Origin of the sequence: Caballeronia grimmiae (genome assembly GCF_000698555.1) — a bacterium.
Classification (GTDB): Bacteria; Pseudomonadota; Gammaproteobacteria; order Burkholderiales; family Burkholderiaceae; genus Caballeronia; species Caballeronia grimmiae.
The window spans coordinates 1-18313 of record NZ_JFHE01000063.1 but is presented as its reverse complement, the minus strand read 5'-3'; the positions used below and the strand labels follow the sequence as shown (position 1 = coordinate 18313).

Sequence of the window (18313 nt, the reverse complement as noted above, 5' to 3'; positions counted from 1 at the left end):
GTCTTGCCGACGCCCGGCTCGCCGATCAGCACGGGGTTGTTCTTCGTGCGGCGCTGCAGGATCTGAATGGAGCGGCGGATTTCGTCGTCGCGGCCGATCACCGGATCGAGCTTGCCGGCGCGTGCGCGCTCGGTCAGGTCGACGGTGTACTTCTTGAGCGCCTCGCGCTGGCTTTCGGCGTCCTGGCTGTTGACCTGCGCGCCGCCGCGCACCGCGTTGATCGCGGCTTCCAGCGCACGGCGCGTGAGCCCGTGCTGCTTCGCGATGCGGCCGGCTTCGCCTTTGTCATCGGCGACCGCCAGCAGGAACATTTCGCTCGCGATGTAGGTGTCGTTGAGCTTCTGCGCTTCCTTGTCGGCGTTGTTGAGCAGGCCCGCCAGATCGCGGCTGACCTGCACGTTGCCATCGGTGCCCTGCACTTGCGGCAGACGGCCGATCGCGTCGTTGACCGCCGACTGCAGCGCCTGAACCTGCACGCCCGCATGCGACAGCAGCGAGCGCGCGGAGCCGTCGCGCTGCGCGAGCAACGCGGACAGCAGATGCACAGGCTCGATATATTGATTGTCGTTGCCGACCGCCAGACTTTGCGCGTCGGACAAGGCTTCCTGAAACTTGGTGGTGAGTTTGTCGATTCTCATTTTTGGACAGCTCCAATTCTGAATACGACCAAAATGAGGCAGTTTCGCCCGCTTTCAAGCACGGTTTCGCTCAACGAGCGCATTTTTTTGGGTCTTTGGGCGCGCGAACGGCGTCTTTGGATACGAGCCGTAGCGCGAACGGACGTTCAGCGCGGCGTATCGGACGATACGATCGCAATCGCGGGCCTGGCACCCTCGTTCGCGACGCCCAGCAGCCGCGCGAGTTCGTTCTCCGGCTCCGAGAGTTCGGCAACGGTACGCTTGTCGAGTTCGGCGAGAAAGGCATCGCGGGCGGCGGCGAGCGCGCCGCGCAACCGGCAGACCGGCTGGATCACGCAATGGCGATGATCGCTTTCGCGCGCGAAACAGCCGACGATCGCGAAATCGCTCTCGGTTGCCCGCACGATCTCGCCGATCGTCAGCGAACGCGCCCGCTCGGCGAGCCGCAGGCCGCCGCGCCGCCCGCGCACCGTCTCCACCCAGCCCAGGTCTCCCAGTTGCTGGACGATCTTCATCAGATGGTTCCGCGAGATGCCGTAGGCGTCGGCGATTTCCTGAATCGTCGAGAGGCCCGACGGCCGCACCGACAAGTAGAGCAGGACGCGCAACGCATAATCGGTGTAGTCGGTCAGTCGCATGATGTCGTGCGATGAGTGGAGAGCCGGGTGCGGCAATAAAGCCCGCGCGATCCCAAGGGGCGATCGACCCGCGTGGGCGTCACGCGGTCTAATATCCGGGCGCAGCCTGCATGAGACACGCATTTTGCGCCAATGAGTGCCTGCCGTCAGGAAATACCCCATCGACGTCTGCCCGACCGATTTACGCCATGAGTCAAGAGCCTCCGAGCGCCGCCGACACGCGCGAGCGCCAACCGAACGAAACCAACATCCGCGCGCTGGTCGAAGCGTTTTACCGCCGCGTGGACGACGATCCCCTGCTCGGCCCGATCTTCGCCCGCGAACTGGCCGGCCGCTGGGACGAGCATCTCGCGAAGATGACGACCTTCTGGTCGAGCCTCGTGCTCGGTTCGAAGCAGTATCGCGGGAACGTGCAGGAGGCGCATCGGCCGCTGGAAGGCATCGAGCCGCGTCACTTCGCGCGCTGGCTGTCGCTGTTCCTGAACATGGTCGAAGCGCGCTACGCGCCGGCCGCCGCGGTGCAGTTCATGGAACCGGCGTTGCGCATCGCGCAGAGCCTCCAGTTGAGCAAGTTCGGCTGGGACTACCAGATTCCCGCCGAACAGGAGGAACTGCTGGCGGCGCTGAAACGCCAGCGCACCGGCGGCAACGATGAACCGCGCTTTCCCGAGCGCCCCGCCGGCGAGCCGTTTCCCGCGAGATTCGTCGGCAAGCCCGTCGACGAGCGATAACGATCAGGTTTCCCGCGTCGTCCAGCGCGTGAGCGCGGCGTCGTCGGATTCGCGGGCGTCCACCCAGCGCTCGCCGCGTTCGGTCTTCTCCTTCTTCCAGAAGGGCGCTTGCGTCTTCAGATAGTCCATCACGAACGCGCACGATTCGAACGCTTCGGCGCGATGCATCGCCGTCGTCGCGACGAGCACGATCTGATCGAGCGGCTTCAGCTTCCCCACGCGATGCACGATCAGCACGTCCGAGCCTGGCCACCGCTCGCGCGCCTGATCGGCGATCGCTTCCAGCGACTTCTCGGTCATCCCCGGATAGTGCTCGAGTTCCATCGTCTCGATGGCGCTGCCTTCGTTCAGGTCACGCACCGTCCCGATGAAGCACGCCACCGCGCCGACCTTCGGATTGTCGGCGCGCAGTGCGGCGACTTCCGCGCCGAGATCGAAATCGGCTTCCTGCACGCGGATTTTGGCGGGCGTCGTCATGTCAGCCGCCCGTCACCGGCGGGAAGAACGCGACTTCGCAGCCATCGGTGATGCGCTGCGAGGCGTTCGTCATCACGTGATTGCAGGCCATGCGCAGCGCGCGGCCTTCCGCGAGCGTCTCGGCCCACACGCCGCCGCGCATGCGCAGCCAGGCGCGCACGTCGCCGACATTGACGACCGTATCCGGCACGCTCACGGTCTCGTTGGCGACGCCCAGCGCCTCGCGCACGCTCGCAAAAAATCTCAGTTCGACTTTCATTTACGCTGGTCCTTCGCCATCGATTAGCGCATCAATTCTGAAAAGGGGATGAAGCGCACCATCTCGCCCGCGCTGATCGCATGATCCGGCGGATTGTCGATGAGTCCGTCGCCCCATACCGTCGACGTCAGCACCGCCGAACTCTGGTTCGGAAACACGTCGAGTCCGCCCGTCTCGTTCACCCGCGCGCGCAGGAATTCGTTGCGCCGGTCGCCCTTCTTCTGCGTGAAGTCGGCGCGCATGGCGTAGACGCGCGGCGCGACGTTCGCCACGCCCGCCAGCCGCAGGATAAACGGCCGCACGAAGAGCAGGAACGTGCAAAAGCTCGATACCGGATTGCCCGGCAAGCCGATGAAATACGCCTCGTCCGGTTCGCTCGCCTGTCCGCGCCTCACCGCGCCGAACGCGAGCGGCTTGCCCGGTTTCATCGCGATCTGCCACATGGCGATGCGGCCTTCCGCCTCGACAGCGGGCTTCACGTGATCTTCCTCACCGACCGACACGCCGCCGCACGTCAGAATCAGGTCGTGCTCGAGCGCGGCGCGGCGCAGGGTATCGCGGGTCGCGTCCAGCCGATCCGCCACGATGCCGAAATCGGTGACGTCGCAGCCGAGCTTCGCGAGCAGCGCGCGCAGCGTGAAGCGGTTCGAGTTGTAGATCGCGCCGGGCGCGAGCGGCTCGCCGGGCATGCGCAGTTCGTCGCCGGTAAAGAAAATCGCGACGCGCACGCGGCGCACGACTTCCAGCGACGCGCATCCCACCGATGCCGCAAGCCCCAGCGCCTGCGGCGTCAGTTGCGTGCCCGCCGGCAGGATCACCGCGCCGCGTTCGATGTCCGCGCCCTGCCGCGTGATCCATTCGCCCGCCTCGGGCGCTTGCGCGAACGCGACGCTCCCGTCGCCGGATGCGCGCGCCATCTCCTGCATCACGACCGCGTCCGCGCCCGGCGGCACCGTCGCGCCCGTGAAGATGCGCGCCGCCGTGCCCGCCGCGAGCGGCCCGGCCGTGTGGCCCGCCGGCACGCGCTGTGAAACGGGCAGCGCAACCGGCGCGGCGTCGCTGGCGGCGGCGAGATCGGCGGCGCGGACCGCGTAGCCGTCCATCGCGCTGGTGTGCATCGGCGGGACGTCGAGCGGTGAGATCACGTCGGCGGCCAGCACGCGGCCGAGCGCATCGAGCGTGTCGATGCGCTCGACGCCATCCACCCGGCGCGCGGCATCGAGCAGAAGGCCGAGGGCGTCGGCGGTGGCGAGCATCGGAGGACGGGGTTGTGATGACATGGGTTCGCTGAGGCGCGCGGCGCGCTTGTGTAATGAGACGGCAGGCTATGAGCAACTATTGTAGCGAGTAGCCGGCCGGCTTCGCCCGCGCGCGAAGCATCGAAGATAAAGAAACCGAACGACCGTCACGCGCCAAAGCCGCCCCGCCCCGGTGATACACTCGCACCACACTTTCCGCCATCCATTTCCATGAAATTCTGTTCCGTCTGCGGCCATGAGGTCGGCCTGAGCATTCCGCCCGGAGACAACCGCGAGCGCTATGTGTGCGGCCAGTGCGGCACCGTCCACTACCAGAATCCGCGCAATGTCGTGGGCACCGTGCCGGTGTGGGACGACAAGGTCCTGCTGTGCCGCCGCGCGATCGAGCCGCGCTACGGCTACTGGACGCTGCCCGCGGGCTTCATGGAAATGGACGAGACGACGAGCGAAGGCGCGGCGCGCGAAACGCTGGAGGAAGCCGGCGCGCGCGTCGAGATTCAGAGCCTTTTCACGCTGCTCAACGTGCCGCACGTGCATCAGGTGCATCTGTTCTATCTGGCGCGGCTGCTCGACATCGAAGTCGATGCCGGCGAGGAAAGTCTCGAAGTGCGTCTTTTCGAGGAAAGCGAAATTCCGTGGGACGAGATCGCGTTTCCGACGGTCGGGCAGACGCTGCGCTTTTTCTTCGCAGACCGCGCCGCCGGCAATTTCACGCTGCACACGGGCGATATCTTCCGCACCCTGCGCGAAGGCTGAAGCAGCGCCCGCCGATCATGGTCCCCTGGCTCGCATTTGACGATCCGTTCCCGCCCGTCGAGCGCGCGCTCGGCGCATCGAGCGGTGCGCCGGGCTTGCTCGCCGCGAGCGCGGATCTGCTGCCCGCGCGCCTCATCGACGCTTACGGGCGCGGCATTTTCCCGTGGTACTCGGACGGCCAGCCGGTGCTCTGGTGGAGCCCCGACCCGCGCATGGTGCTCGTGCCGGCCGAGTTCAAGGTGTCGCATTCGCTGCGCAAGACGCTCAAGCATGTCGTGCGCGATCCGCTGTGGGAAGTGCGCGTCGACGACGATTTCCCCGCCGTCATGCGCGCATGCGCGCAGACGCCGCGCGAGGGCCAGCGCGGCACGTGGATCACGGCGGATATCGTGGATGCGTACACGTCGCTGCATCGCCAGGGGAAAGCGCATAGCGTGGAGACGTGGTTCAACGGCGTGCGCGTCGGCGGGCTTTACGGCGTCTCGTTCGGGCGGATGTTTTTCGGCGAATCGATGTTCGCGCACCGCACCGATGCGTCGAAAATCGCGCTTGCCGCACTCGTCGGACACTTGCGCCGCAACGAAATAGAGATGATAGACTGCCAGCAGAACACGTCGCATCTGGCGTCGCTGGGCGGCCGCGAGATTGCCCGCCGCGCGTTCGTCGCGCATCTGCGCAAGGCAGTCGCCGAACCGCCCATTTCCTGGCGCTTCGACAAATCCGTCCTCGCCGGTCTCATCGACACGCCCGCGCGCTGACGACTTCGGCGCGTTGCGTCCCCCCAGGCGCGACGCTTGCAACGCAGTACTGACGACAAGCACGATTAGCCAGGCGCCGCTTGCCCACGAGCCGGCGATGCCGGCCACGAGAGACGACGCCTGCGAGAGCCTCCAACGTGACACATCCGAACGAGCTGCCGCTGTCACCGCTTTCCGCGCTGCAATTCTATGCAACAGCGCCTTACCCTTGCAGTTATCTGGAAGGGCGCGTCGCGCGCTCGCAAGTCGCGACGCCGAGCCATCTCATCAACTCCGATGTCTACACGGAACTGGTCAAGGCCGGTTTCCGGCGCTCGGGCGTGTTCACCTATCGTCCCTACTGCGACGGCTGCCGGGCCTGCATTCCGGTGCGCGTGCCGGTCGGGCGCTTCGTGCCGAACCGGGCGCAGCGGCGCGTGTGGAAGCTGCACGGCGGTCTCGTCGCGAGCGTCGCGCCTTTGCATTACGACGAAGAGCATTACGCGCTTTACATGCGTTACCAGTCGGCGCGGCATGCGGGCGGCGGCATGGACCGCGACAGCCGCGATCAGTACGAGCAGTTCCTGCTGCAAAGCCGGATCAACTCGCGGCTCGTCGAATTCCGCGAGCGGCCCTCGCCAGACAATCCGGATGCGCCCGGCCCGCTGCGCATGATTAGCATGATCGACATCCTCGGCGACGGGCTCTCATCGGTCTATACGTTCTTCGAGCCCGATATGCCGAAGACGAGCTTCGGCACGTTCAACATTCTCTGGCAGATCGAGCAGGCGAAAAGCCTCGACTTGCCGCACGTCTATCTCGGCTACTGGATTCGCGAAAGCGAAAAGATGGCGTACAAGGCCAATTTCCGGCCACTGGAAGGGTTGATCGACGGCCACTGGTCGCTGCTCGATCCCGCCTCGACGCACTCGGCGGGCGCGCTGCCGATGCCCGGGCGCATGAACGGCCCGAGCCAGCCGAAATAGCCGCCGCGCGTCCGGGCGCTTCGGGCAGTCCGGCAGACGCGCCAAAGCCGCTAAAATAGCGGTCTCAAAAAATTCGCCGTCGCCGGCTTTCATTTCGTGTTCAGTTCTCTCTACCCGCTCGCGCGTTCGCGCCTCTTTCGCATGGACGCGGAAGACGCGCATCACCTGACGCTGCGCATGCTCCGCGCGGCTGGCCGCACCGGACTCGCCGGCATGCTTGGCAGACACGGCCCCGACTCTCCCCGCACGGTGATGGGCCTTACGTTCAGAAATCCGGTCGGCCTCGCGGCGGGTCTCGACAAGGACGGCGCGTGCATCGACGGACTGGCGGCGCTCGGTTTCGGCTTCATCGAAGTGGGCACGGTCACGCCGCGCGCGCAGCCGGGCAATCCGCGTCCGCGCATCTTCCGGCTGCCGGAAGCGGGCGCGCTCATCAACCGGATGGGCTTCAACAACGGCGGGGTCGATCAGTTCGTCGCGAACGTGCAGGCCGCGCGTTATCGCGGCGTGCTGGGGCTCAACATCGGCAAGAACGCGGATACGCCGATCGAGCGCGCCGCCGACGATTACCTCTACTGTCTCGAGCGCGTCTATCCGTTCGCGAGCTACGTGACGATCAACATCTCGTCGCCGAACACGAAGAACCTGCGCCAGTTGCAGGGCGCGGGCGAGCTCGACGCCCTCCTCGGCGCGCTCAAGGACAAGCAGCAGCGCCTGTCCGACCTGCACGGCAAGCTCGTGCCGCTCGCGCTGAAGATCGCGCCCGATCTCGACGACGAGCAGATCAAGTCGATTGCCGGCACCTTGCTCACGCATCGCATCGACGGCGTGATCGCCACCAACACGACGCTTTCGCGCACCGCCGTCGCCGGCATGCCGCACGGCGACGAAGCGGGCGGGCTGTCGGGGCGTCCGGTATTCGATGCGTCGAATGAAGTGATTCGCAAGCTGCGCGCGGAAGTGGGCACGGATGTGCCGATCATCGGCGTGGGCGGGATTTTCTCGGGCGCGGATGCGCGCGCGAAGCTCGCGGCGGGCGCATCGCTCGTGCAGATTTATACGGGGCTGATTTATCGCGGGCCGGCCCTCGTCACGGAATGCGTCGAGGCGCTTGCATAGGAATATCGACATAAGCAAACGATATGACGCGCGGCTTGCGTTTTATCTATGATGCCGCACCTATCGGGCGGACGCGCGAGACACGCGCCGCCCTCAAGCCAACACCAGGAAAACAACACGATGAAACTGTCCACGCTCAAGAAGCTCGTCGCCGCCAGCCTGATCGGCGCATCCTTCACCGCCGTCACCACGGCTGCGCATGCCGAGGATCTGCTCGATCAGGTCAAGCAGCGCGGCACGCTGCGCGTCGGCCTCGAAGGCACGTTCCCGCCGTTCAACTCGAAGTCGCCGTCGGGCGAGCTCGTTGGCTATGACGTGGACATCGCGAAGGCCGTCGCCGCGAAGCTCGGCGTGAAGCCGGAGTTCGTCACGACGGAGTGGAGCGGCATCATCGCGGGCCTGCAGGCAGGCAAGTTCGACGTGATCGTCAACCAGGTCGGCATCACCGACAAGCGCAAGGAAACGCTCGACTTCTCGCCGGCGTACACCTACTCGAACGCGCAACTGATCCAGCGCGCGGACGACAAGCGCGAGTTCAAGTCGCTCGAAGAATTGAAGGGCAAGAAGCTCGGCGTCGGCCTCGGCACGAACTACATGGACATGGCGAAGTCGGTGCCGGGCATCGACGTCAAGACGTATCCGGGCGCGCCGGAATATCTGCGCGATCTGGCTGCGGGCCGTCTCGACGCCGCGCTCAACGACCGTCTGATGCTCGCGTATCTGCTCAAGAACTCGCAATTGCCGCTGCGCACCGGCGCGAGCGTCGGCGCGGGCAACCCGTCGGGCATTCCGTTCAAGAAGGGCAATCCGAAGTTCGCGAAAGCGATCGACGACGCGGTGACCCAACTCGAGAAGGACGGCACCTTCGCGAAGATCTCCGACAAGTGGTTCGGCATCGACGTGACGAAGCCGGCCAAGTAAGCGCGGACTGACCGGCATTCGGCAGTGGGCGGCATCGTTTTGCGGTGCCGCCCTTCTCTTTTTGGCGTCCGGTTTATGATGGGCGCTTTGCGCGCGGCGCTTGCTTCGGATTCGCGCGCTTTCCGCTTACGTTTCCCCTTTCATGTCCACGACTTCCCTGCTCGTTCAATCGGCGCCGGTGCTGGCGCAAGGCGCGCTACTGACGATCAAGTTCGCGCTCTACTCGATGTTCTTCGGCCTCATCGGGGCCGTCGTGCTCGCGTTGATGGGCATCAGCCACAACCGTGGCCTGGTCGCCATCGGGCGCTGCTACGTGAGCATCATGCGCGGCACGCCGCTGCTCGTGCAGATATTCGTGATCTATTACGGCTTGCCGAGTCTCGGCATCTCGCTCGAACCGACGCCCGCCGGCGTGATCGCGCTATCGGCGAACGTCGCGGCGTACCTGTCGGAAAGCATGCGCGGCGCGATTCTCGGCATCCATAGCGGGCAATGGCTCGCGGCGTACAGCCTCGGGTTGTCGCGCACGCAAACGCTGCGCTACGTGATCGGGCCGCAGGCGCTGCGCATCGCGGTGCCGAGCCTGTCGAACAGCCTCATCAGTCTCATCAAGGATACGTCGCTCGTATCGGTCATCACCGTCACGGAGCTTCTTAGAAGCGCGCAGGAAGTGATTGCATCGACGTATCAGCCGCTGCCGCTTTACCTCGCTGCCGCGTTCGTCTACTGGGTGCTGTGCAGCGTGCTGGAAGTCGTGCAGCGCGTGTTCGAGCGGCGTCTCGCGCTGCCGGGACGCCACTAGCGCGCCGCTGCCGTTCAGTCGGTCTCGAAGGGGAAGCGCACGCCGAGATCGCGCCGCGCGGCATCCATGATCGCCATCATGCGCATGGACGTCGCGTGCGGCATGACCGGGCTTTCCGTCGCGCCGGCGCGCAGCAGTTCGCAGAAATGCGCGGTCTCGTAGTTGAGGCCGCCGCCCGTGAACGGCTCGTCCAGTTCGACCGTGCGCCCGTCCGTATAAACGATGGTCGCGCGCGCCGGATTCCACCAGTTCTCGTGGATCGTCACCGTGCCGAGCGTTCCGCCGATCAGCGCATCGCCGCGCCCCTGCATGTCGAGCCCGCAGAAGGTCTGCGAAATGCCGCGCTCGTGGCGCACGTTCAGACTCGCGAACACGTCGACGCCCGTTGCCCCGACCCGGCCGATGGTCTGCACGTCGATCGCCTCGCCGAGCCAGTCGACCGCGAGAAACGCCTCGTAAATGCCGATATCGAGCAGCGCCCCGCCGCCCGCATCGAGTGAAAACGACGGATGATCCGAAGGCACATTCGCCATCGAGCAACCCGCGCGCACGAGACCGATATCGCCGATCGGATCGCTTTGCAGATGCGTCTTCAGACGGCGATAGAGCGGATAGAACGGCGGCTTCATCGCCTCCATGAAGAGCAGCTTCGATGCGCGCGCCGCATCGATCATGCGCTGCAGCGTGCGCGCGTTCACGGCGGCGGGCTTTTCGCACAACACCGGCTTGCCCGCTTCGAACGCGCGCAACGCGTAATGCGGGTGACTGTCCTGCATCGTCGCGATATACAGGGCGTCGATGTTGTCGAGCAGCGCGTCGAAGTTCTCGAACGCACGCGCGCCGAACGGCTCGGCGAGCGCGCGGGCAGGTTCGGGGCGCCGTGACCACACGCCCGCGAGCGTCGCGCCTTCCACGTGTTGCAGACTGCCGGCGAAGCGCTGCGCGATGCGTCCCGCGCCGACAATGCCCCAGCGGACCGTTTCGAGATTGGTATTGGTATGCGTCAAGCGCGCCTCCGCGTTGTGTTCGTCGTGCGGGGCATTGTGCCTGAACACGCGTCGCAGAAAGCACAAAGCCGGGACTTCTCCCGGCTTCGCTCGGACAGCATGGTCGCCCTTCTGCGGGCGATGGCGTCAGACGCCTGCGGAAGCGTTGACGTCCGGCGGCGTCGCGCGCTCGCCCATGCGCTCGAGCGAAAATGCGCGCCCGACTTCCTCGGCGGCGAGATCGACGAGCGCCCGCGTCGCGCGCTCGGCCGCCGCCGGGTCTTTTGCCTCAATCGCCTCGACGACGTTCAACTGCGCCGCGAGCGTCGCTTCGCGCACGGACTCGATGCCATCGACGATCGGATTCACCGTCACCAGCGCACCGCGCACGATGGCGGTCATCTGCCTGAAGAACTGATTGCCGCTCGCGGCCACGATGCGCGTGTGCAGCACTTCGTCCGCCGCCTGATAGCCGGGCTCGCCGACATGCAGGCGCGACAGCGCCTCGAACGCGTCGCGGATGCCGGCGATTTCATCGGGCGTCGCGCGGGCTGCTGCGAGCGCGGCGGCGCGCGGCTCGATCAGCATGCGGAATTCGATTACATCGCGCAGAAACGTCTGATCGGGCTTGGCGCGAAAGCGCCAGCTCACCACGTCTTCGTCGATGAGACGCCAGTCGCTCATCGGGCGGATGCGCGTGCCCGTCTTAGGCCGCACGTCCAGCATGTGCCGCGCGAGCAGCATCGAGAGCGCCTCGCGCATCACGGTGCGGCTTACGTCGAATTCTTTCGAGAGAATGTCCTGCGGCGGCAATATCGCGCCATATTTTTGCTCGACGATCCCGGAGACGAGTCCGTCCATGACTTTCGCCACCAGCGACCGCTCTTTGTTTTCATCCATTACGCTTCTCCCCTTTCCGCCTGTCCGTAGCCGTGTGTGTCCGTGCGCATCGCATCGCTTCGCGCGTCCCTTGGCGGCAAGGCACGATGACTGCTTTCGCATTCGATCATCGCGCTATACGTTGCGTCTTCGTGGCGTCGAAAACCAGTCGGGGGGACTCCTGACAGGGTAATCCCTCTCGCCTTCGCACGAAGCGCCGCCGTATCTGCCGCTTGCCTTGTCCGTCCGCTTGTTTCTCCTAGCTGCGCTTGCGCCGCGCGCGTGCCTCCATTCATCAGCAAAACTGAGGAATGGCGGCACCGCAGCGCGGCGCTGGCGTTCACTATTTTCGGCCGTGGTATTCGCCGGCCGCTGATACAGTCATTTGAGCAAGCATCCAGTAGGCTTTCTGTGCGAACGCGAACGCTCACCCGATTGGGGGCGGCTATTGTACGACGCGTTGCAGCGAATATCGTGCAGTGCTTAGTACATTCCCCCGACGAATGCGACGCTGAAAACCGCGATCGTCTGCACTTATGCGGCGCCGTTGGTGGAGCGCGTGCGCCTTGCGTCGATTCGCATCGACCGAAGATCCAGCGACTGGCGCTCGGCCAGTGTTTGCTGATAAACCGTCATGTAGTCGGCGGCCACGCGCTCGACCGACAAACGCTCGAGATTCTCCGTCGCACGCACTGCGTACTGGCCGCGCGCCTGCGAATCGATGAGCAGCCAGCGCAGCTTTGCCGCGAACTGCGCGGGATCGCCCGGGGGCACGAGGACGCCGGCCGCGCCATCGTCGAGCAAATCGGGGATGCCGCCCACGCGCGTGGCAACGATTGCGCAGCCAGCTTCGCGCGCCTCCGCGATCACGAGCGGACACGGGTCCTGATGCGAGGCGAGCGCGAACACATCGGCGCACGCGAGGTACGGACGCGGGTCCGCGACAAAGCCCGTGAACTCCACCGCATCCGCAATGCCGAGCTCGGCGGCGAGCGTTTCCATCGCGCTGCGCTCGGGACCATCGCCGATCAGGTACAGATACGGCGCCGGCAGGAATTCGCGCTGATCTTCCGATTGCGTGCGTACCAGCGCAAACGCCTTCAGCAGATCGGCGATGCCTTTGCGCCGATACAGCCCCGCGACGCACACCACGTTCGGATGCCTCAACCGCACTTGCCTCGCCATCGGCCGGCACACGAGCCGGGGCGCGCCGACCGCGCCGTTGAGCACGACCGAGAGCCGCTCCTTGCCGATGCCGCGCTCCTCCAGCGTGAGCGCGACGGCGTCGCTCACGGCGACCATGCGATCACCCGCGCGCACCAGCGATGCGCTTTTCTGCAACTCATGATGCACCGTCGTCACCAGCGCGAAACGCCGGCGCATGCTGCCGAAGCGCGAGATGAGCGCGCCCGTCATCATGTGCGCGTGAACGATGTCGGGATCGAAACGATCGATGAGTCTGTTGAAGCCCGCGATCATCGACGGCACGCGCCAAGGCTGGCGCGACTGCTGAAGCGGAATATGCGTGATGCCGTGCCGGCGCAAGAGCGGCTCGAAACCGCCGCCGGATGAAGCCACCACCACGTCCTGCCCCATCCGCGCCTGCATGCATGCGAGGTCCACCATCATGTTGACGGTGCCGTTGCCGATGGTCTGCGCGTGACTGGCGAGATGGACTATTCGCATGGGGGAGCAGGTTGCACGCGTACCCGTCATACGTGAGTACGCCGGGCGCGTTAATTCGTTATTTTTCTGGAATGAAACGGCGCATGGCGCGCGAGCAGCGCGACGCGCGCCGGCACGGCTTACAGCAGTTCGTACGTATCCGCGAATGCGCTTGCGCCGATCGGCCGTTTGCCCGAGCCTGTCGCTTCGCGCGCCTGACGGCTCTTTCTCGTCAGACCGATAAAAGGCATCCCATGTTCAAGGAACGGTCCTTCGGTCTTTCTGAAACCGAATGCTTCATAGAAACCGCGCAGGCTGGCGGGAGCCGTCAAACGCACGGCGCGGCCGGGCCAGCGTTCCGCACACACGGCAAGCACGCGTTCGATGAGCGCATGCGCGGTGCCGTCGCCACGACGCAAAGGGCTTGTCAGTATCTTGTCCACCACGACTTCGGGATCTTCGACATCGCCTTCATGAATGCGCGCATAAGCCAGCACTGGCATTGCACGCGTCATGTCGTCGGTGGCGAAGACATGTACGCCGGTTTCATCGCGGCCGTCCGCATCGAGATGAACATGCGATTGCTCGACGACGAACACCGCACTGCGCGCGCGCAGAATCAGATATAGCTCGCGCGCAGTGAGCTGTTCGAAATCCAGGATTTTCCAATTCATGTTCTTTTTCTCCTTGCTTGCCGGTTATCCCGGCGTTGACGATTGAACGTTAAGTCGCGCGCGGCAATGTTTCAGTGCGCGGGCGCACCGACGCTCGACGTTGCAGGCCCGTCAAATAAGGCCTGAAGCGCATTGGACGTTCGGGGAAGAAACGTCTTTCAAAACAGCGCCACATACGTCGAAGCGTCTTGCGCAAATTCGCGCAAGGACTGCGCACGTGTGTCGATTGCGCTCGCGTCGCCCGGCACCTTCATGGGAAAATCAAAATGCATACCGCCATCGAACGCGATAGAAACGCAGGTAAAAACAACGAGGACTTCGAAACGCACGCGGTATCGGTTGCCGGCTTCTCCGGTCCCGAGGTCACACCATGAGCGCGTTTCATACCAGCGCTATGACGACTTCCAGCGTCAGTCGTTCACGCGTTGTTTCACTCGACCCGCTGCGCATGCGTGCGCGGCGTCATCGTGCGCACGAGTTGCATCACGGTGAGCGCATCTGGCGCGATGGTGCAAGCCCTGCCGATCTATGGATCGAGCTTCTTCACGGCAACGGACTCGAGCCGCATGCGGCGCTCGCCTTCACCGTCATGCAGGACTTCGAAGACGATCAGTTCACGCTCGCGCGGCTGCCGCAAGAAGACATCGAAAAGCTATACGGGTTGCAGGTGCAGGAGCTATCGGTGTTCGATTCGCTCGAAGAACGCGCCATCGTGCAGACGCGGCGCAAGAACATCGTGCTCGTCGAAGTCGATGCGTACTATCTGCCGGACACGCGCGGCCTGTCGTATCGCTCGGAACATGCGAAGACGACCATCGGCATCGACGTGATCGATGCCAATGCAAAGCGGCTCGGCTACTTTCATCACACGGGCTATCACCTGCTCCATGACGACGATTACGACGGCGTTCTGAGAACCAACGCCGCGCATGAAGCGGGACAATCCGGTGCAGCGGGCACAGTGCAAGGGCAGACGCTCTTTCCGCATGTGGACTTCGTCAAGCGCGTGCGCGATCCGCTGTCGGGGACGGCGCTGGCGGAAGCATCCGCTGATCTGCTTTGCGCGCATCTTCTGCGGCGTCCGCCGCATAACCCGATCGAACGATGGCGCGCCGCGTTTCCCGCACACGTCGATACGATGCTCGCGCGAGGCGAACCCTATGCGCGCCTCTATGCGTGCAACGTGATGCGTCAGCTCGGCGCGAACTTCGAGCTGCTCGCGCATTACCTGCAGTGGATGCGCGAGCAGGGCTTCGACATTCCGGTGTCCACGCAGCTCGGCGCACGCAGGATCGCGAGCGAAGCGATGGTGATGCAGTGCCGCCTTGCGCGCGCGCTGTCGCGTTCGGAAGACGACATGTGCGATGCATCGTTCGACGCGATGCAGGAAGCCTGGGAGCGGGTGGTGCCGCCATTGGCCGATATCGTCTGTTGATCGTTTCATGGCGCGCCTGAGCCGGCACATCGACCGCCTGTGTCGGCGCAGGACCAACAGCGAGTCATCGAACGCGAATATGTCATTCGCATTTCATCGGCATGTGATGAGATGAATGGCGTCGAACATTGTCCTCGATGAAACGTTTCTGTGCGGTCGCACCACGGTTCTCCTCAGTCGAAAAAGCACGATACGTCGGTTCCGGCGCGCAAACGTTTTACGCTGGCGTCGGTTCCGTCGGCCGGGAGTGGGGCCTCCGGCAGAGGCTTATGTGGGGCGCAGCACGCCGCGCCGTGGTGCGCCAGGGCGCATTCGAACGAGGCTTTGCCCACAGAATTTGCGAAACGTGCAGCGGGCGCAACGTTTAGGCATTTCGCGAGAATCGGCCGCGTTGACTGGTCGACGCCCGCTAAGCCCCGTGTGGAAAGGCTCGAGCGGACCTCATGGCTACCCGCGCAGATGACACGTTCGCCAGGCCACCAAACGGATGGAACACGGATGAATCAATTTTATTTATCCCTACGATAGTAGGTGTCCGCTCGGGATGGCGGTTCTCTGCGAGGCTTATCGCACGGTGATGAACGAAGATCGGGCCGCGGATTCGCGGGATTGCGCTGACCATAGCCCTCGCGGCGCATTCGTATTCTTAAGACCACCGATGTTCAAGACTGAAACAAAAGCGAAGCGCTGCGCCGCATCACAACCGGCACGCCGGCGGTGAGGCCCCACCAGCATTGACATTGCCCGCATTGGCACAGTCCTCGCTAAAAGAGTCGCGCAACCCGAACCGACGCGACCAACTAGATCAACTCAAGCGAGGACGGGCTGCTAACGGGGCTGGTGTGAGGCGTTTTCGGTAGCGGCAGCAAGCCGCGCCAGAGAACGGTGACACCAGTATAAAAAGTGAAGCGCAACGCGCGAAGTTACGAGAGAAAAAATCATGCTGACCCTCCAGTCCGACCTGCACGGCAACCACCTGCTTGGCGCGCTTCCCGCGCACGAATGGCAAGCGCTGACTCCGCATCTCGAACTCGTTCAACTCCGCACTGAACAACTGCTCTGTGACTCGGGCCAACGCATTCATCACGTGTACTTTCCGACGACGGCCATCATCTCCCTGCTTCACACGATGGAAGACGGCGGTTCGGTCGAAATCGCCGCCGTGGGCCGCGAAGGCATGACCGGTGTGCCGGTGCTGACGGGCGGCGAAACGATGCCGACTCGCGTGCAGGTGCAGTGCCCGGGCTTCGCTTATCGCATGAGCGCGCAGGCGCTGCGTGATCAGTTCGGCCGCTCCGACTTTCTGCGCCGCCTGATGCTGCTGTACATGCAAGCCCTGCTCACGCAGGTTGCTCAGACCGCGGCATGTAATCGTCATCACTCGCTGAACAAGCAACTGTGCCGCTGGCTGCTGATCGAGATCGACCGGACCGCATCGAACGAACTGCAAGTGACGCAGCAACTCATCGCCGACATGCTGGGCGTGCGTCGTGAAGGCGTGACCGAAGCGGCGGGCAAGCTGCACGACGCGGGCCTCATCCATCACAGCCGCGGCTGCATCAAGGTCGTGGATCGCGAAGGTCTCGAAGCGCGCGCCTGCGAGTGCTACGGGCTGGTCAAGCGCGAGTTCGACCGTCTTCTGCCGCGTCTGCGTGCGCAGGAAGCCGTGTCGGCGTCCAGCGTCTGACGATGCAGATGCAGACGCGCAATACGCACGACATGTTCGGCTGGACGGCACGCGCTCTCGACGTGTCGCTGATCATCGCAGGCGGGGTAATCGCGCATTCGATGCGCTTCTCCTCGCTCGATTTCAGCGATATCGAGAGACTGCTGATCGCTTTCAATAGCGTGCTCGCGTTGTTGCTGTTCCCCGCGTTCGGCGTGTACGACACCTGGCGCGGCAAACCGCTGCCGATGATGCTCGCGCGCGTCACGCTCGCGTGGATCGCCGTGGTCACGGGCGCCCTGCTGCTCGCGTTCACCCTGCATCGCATGGATGCGGTGTCGCGCCTGTGGCTGGGTTACTCGACGCTCATTTCCGGCGCGCTCATCGTGTTCGCGAAGTGCGCCGTCCATTTCGGCCTGCGCGTGATGCGCGGACGCGGCTTCAATCAGCGCACGGTGGCGATCGTCGGCGCGCAGGGCTTTGCGCGCACCCTCCTCGCGCACCTGAGCAGCACGCCCGAGCAAGGCTTCACGCCGGTATGCCTGCTCGATACGACGGGCGATGAAGAACTGCAGGCCACCGGCGTCGGCAGCAGAATAGGCGCATCGGCTCGCTTGCCGGTGCTGAACGACTTCGATGAACTCGTCGAGAAGGTGCGCGCCGAGGAAATCAACGAAGTGTGGCTCGCGTTGCCGCTGTCGCAAGAGCACACGATCTATCGCTTCGTGCATGCGCTGCGCCATGATTTCGTGAATCTTCGGCTGATACCGGACACGCGCAGCATCTCGCTCTTCAATCATTCGATGACCGATGTCGCCGGCCTCGCGACCATCAACCTGACGACATCGCCGGTCAATACGCTGCAGATGTGGCCGAAGCTGCTGTTCGACCGCTGCTTCGCCGCCGCCGCGCTGCTGGCGCTGTCACCGCTGCTGGTGGCGATCGCCATCGCGATTAAGGCGACCTCCGATGGCCCGGTGTTCTTCACGCAGCATCGCAAGGGTGCGGACGGACGGCCGTTCCGCATCTACAAGTTCCGCTCGATGGCGGTCCACAAGGAAACGACGGGCCATGTCACCCAGGCGACGCGCAACGATCCGCGCGTGACGAAGATCGGCGCGTTCCTGCGCCGCACGAGCCTCGACGAACTGCCGCAGTTCATCAACGTGCTGTTCGGGCATATGTCGGTGGTCGGGCCGCGTCCGCACGCGATCGAGCACGACGATCTGTACAAGGATCTCGTGTACGGCTACATGTTCCGCTATCGCATCAAGCCGGGCATTACCGGCTGGGCGCAAGTGAACGGCTATCGCGGCGCGACGGAGAAGGTCGAGAAGATGCAGAGCCGCGTGAAGTTCGACCTGTTCTATATCCACAACTGGTCGTTCTGGTTCGACATCAAGATCGTCGCGTTGACACTGTTCAAAGGATTCATCGGACGCAACGCGTACTGATTGGCGCACATCAAAAAAGGCCGGGCGACTCGCGTTGCCCGGCCTTTTTCGCTTGTGTTACGGCGCTTCAGTAGTCGATGCGCTCGACGCCCTGTTCCGTGCCCAGCAGACACACGTTCGCCCCGCGCGCCGCGAAGAGACCGACCGTCACCACGCCCGGCCACGCGTTGATTTGTGCTTCGAGCGCGCGAGGATCGGTGATCGACAGGCCTTTGACGTCGATGATCTCGT

General features: G+C 64.3%; 21 protein-coding genes. 10 read left to right on the top strand and 11 right to left on the bottom strand.

Annotated features, from left to right (window positions below):
• Both BG57_RS29230 and BG57_RS29225 read right to left on the bottom strand, forming a co-directional pair.
• The coding region (locus tag BG57_RS29230) for a Clp protease N-terminal domain-containing protein (protein WP_035970523.1) at positions 1-638 on the bottom strand (638 nt) is incomplete at its 3' end.
• 146 nt (positions 639-784) lie between these two features.
• Positions 785-1276 (bottom strand): Rrf2 family transcriptional regulator, encoded by a 492-nt coding sequence (locus BG57_RS29225; RefSeq protein ID WP_035970522.1) that lies wholly within the window; start codon positions 1274-1276, stop codon positions 785-787.
• A gap of 188 nt (positions 1277-1464) precedes the next feature.
• Here BG57_RS29225 and BG57_RS29220 point away from each other — a divergent pair, with 188 nt between their 5' ends.
• A complete protein-coding gene (locus tag BG57_RS29220) occupies positions 1465-2007 on the top strand; it encodes a group III truncated hemoglobin (protein ID WP_035970521.1) in 543 nt (180 codons plus the stop codon).
• 3 nt (positions 2008-2010) lie between these two features.
• Here BG57_RS29220 and moaE read toward each other — a convergent pair whose 3' ends face one another.
• From moaE to BG57_RS29205, 3 genes are read right to left on the bottom strand one after another with little or no spacing between them, the layout of a single operon-like run.
• Positions 2011-2484 carry a molybdopterin synthase catalytic subunit MoaE gene (gene moaE, locus BG57_RS29215; protein ID WP_035970520.1) on the bottom strand — a complete coding sequence of 158 codons (474 nt, stop codon included), beginning with the start codon at positions 2482-2484 and terminating at the stop codon, positions 2011-2013.
• Position 2485: 1 nt separating this feature from the next.
• On the bottom strand, positions 2486-2743 hold the full coding sequence (gene moaD / locus BG57_RS29210; protein WP_035970519.1) for a molybdopterin converting factor subunit 1: 258 nt from the start codon (positions 2741-2743) through the stop codon (positions 2486-2488).
• Between the two features lie 23 nt (positions 2744-2766).
• Entirely contained in the window at positions 2767-3999 is a 1233-nt protein-coding gene (locus BG57_RS29205) for a molybdopterin molybdotransferase MoeA (RefSeq protein ID WP_052006078.1), read from the bottom strand.
• 213 nt (positions 4000-4212) lie between these two features.
• Between BG57_RS29205 and BG57_RS29200 the strand changes: the two genes are divergently transcribed.
• From BG57_RS29200 to BG57_RS29175, 6 genes are all read left to right on the top strand, one after another.
• A complete protein-coding gene (locus BG57_RS29200; RefSeq protein WP_035970516.1) occupies positions 4213-4758 on the top strand; it encodes an NUDIX hydrolase in 546 nt (181 codons plus the stop codon).
• Between the two features lie 17 nt (positions 4759-4775).
• Entirely contained in the window at positions 4776-5516 is a 741-nt protein-coding gene (aat, locus tag BG57_RS29195) for a leucyl/phenylalanyl-tRNA--protein transferase (RefSeq protein ID WP_035970515.1), read from the top strand.
• A 137-nt stretch (positions 5517-5653) separates the two neighbouring features.
• Entirely contained in the window at positions 5654-6481 is an 828-nt protein-coding gene (locus tag BG57_RS29190; RefSeq protein ID WP_035970514.1) for an arginyltransferase, read from the top strand.
• Between the two features lie 96 nt (positions 6482-6577).
• Positions 6578-7600 (top strand): quinone-dependent dihydroorotate dehydrogenase, encoded by a 1023-nt coding sequence (locus tag BG57_RS29185; protein ID WP_035970513.1) that lies wholly within the window; start codon positions 6578-6580, stop codon positions 7598-7600.
• Between the two features lie 120 nt (positions 7601-7720).
• Positions 7721-8521, top strand: coding sequence for a cystine ABC transporter substrate-binding protein (locus tag BG57_RS29180; RefSeq protein WP_035970512.1), 801 nt, complete (start codon positions 7721-7723; stop codon positions 8519-8521).
• A 142-nt stretch (positions 8522-8663) separates the two neighbouring features.
• Positions 8664-9323, top strand: coding sequence for an amino acid ABC transporter permease (locus BG57_RS29175; RefSeq protein ID WP_035970510.1), 660 nt, complete (start codon positions 8664-8666; stop codon positions 9321-9323).
• 14 nt (positions 9324-9337) lie between these two features.
• On the opposite strand, the gene BG57_RS29170 is transcribed toward BG57_RS29175, so the two are convergent.
• The 5 genes from BG57_RS29170 to BG57_RS33200 form a co-directional block, all read right to left on the bottom strand.
• Positions 9338-10396, bottom strand: coding sequence for a Gfo/Idh/MocA family protein (locus tag BG57_RS29170; RefSeq protein WP_371875876.1), 1059 nt, complete (start codon positions 10394-10396; stop codon positions 9338-9340).
• Positions 10397-10456: 60 nt separating this feature from the next.
• Positions 10457-11209, bottom strand: coding sequence for a FadR/GntR family transcriptional regulator (locus tag BG57_RS29165; protein WP_035970509.1), 753 nt, complete (start codon positions 11207-11209; stop codon positions 10457-10459).
• Between the two features lie 513 nt (positions 11210-11722).
• Positions 11723-12874, bottom strand: coding sequence for a glycosyltransferase family 4 protein (locus tag BG57_RS29160; RefSeq protein WP_035970508.1), 1152 nt, complete (start codon positions 12872-12874; stop codon positions 11723-11725).
• Positions 12875-12993: 119 nt separating this feature from the next.
• Positions 12994-13527, bottom strand: coding sequence for a GNAT family N-acetyltransferase (locus BG57_RS29155; protein ID WP_035970507.1), 534 nt, complete (start codon positions 13525-13527; stop codon positions 12994-12996).
• A gap of 158 nt (positions 13528-13685) precedes the next feature.
• Positions 13686-13856, bottom strand: a complete 171-nt coding sequence (locus BG57_RS33200) for a hypothetical protein (protein ID WP_160174770.1) — start codon at positions 13854-13856, stop codon at positions 13686-13688.
• Between the two features lie 65 nt (positions 13857-13921).
• On the opposite strand from BG57_RS33200, the gene BG57_RS29150 reads away from it, so the two are divergent.
• The 3 genes from BG57_RS29150 (at position 13922) to BG57_RS29140 (ending at position 18082) form a co-directional block, all read left to right on the top strand.
• The gene (locus BG57_RS29150) at positions 13922-14962 is read left to right on the top strand and encodes a DUF1839 family protein (protein ID WP_229754079.1); all 1041 of its coding nucleotides are present in this window, start codon (positions 13922-13924) and stop codon (positions 14960-14962) included.
• Between the two features lie 940 nt (positions 14963-15902).
• Entirely contained in the window at positions 15903-16649 is a 747-nt protein-coding gene (locus BG57_RS29145; RefSeq protein WP_035970502.1) for a Crp/Fnr family transcriptional regulator, read from the top strand.
• A 32-nt stretch (positions 16650-16681) separates the two neighbouring features.
• Positions 16682-18082 (top strand): undecaprenyl-phosphate glucose phosphotransferase, encoded by a 1401-nt coding sequence (locus BG57_RS29140; protein WP_035970524.1) that lies wholly within the window; start codon positions 16682-16684, stop codon positions 18080-18082.
• 67 nt (positions 18083-18149) lie between these two features.
• On the opposite strand, the gene BG57_RS29135 is transcribed toward BG57_RS29140, so the two are convergent.
• On the bottom strand, positions 18150-18313 hold a 164-nt coding region (locus tag BG57_RS29135), incomplete at its 5' end, for a ribose-5-phosphate isomerase A (RefSeq protein WP_035970500.1).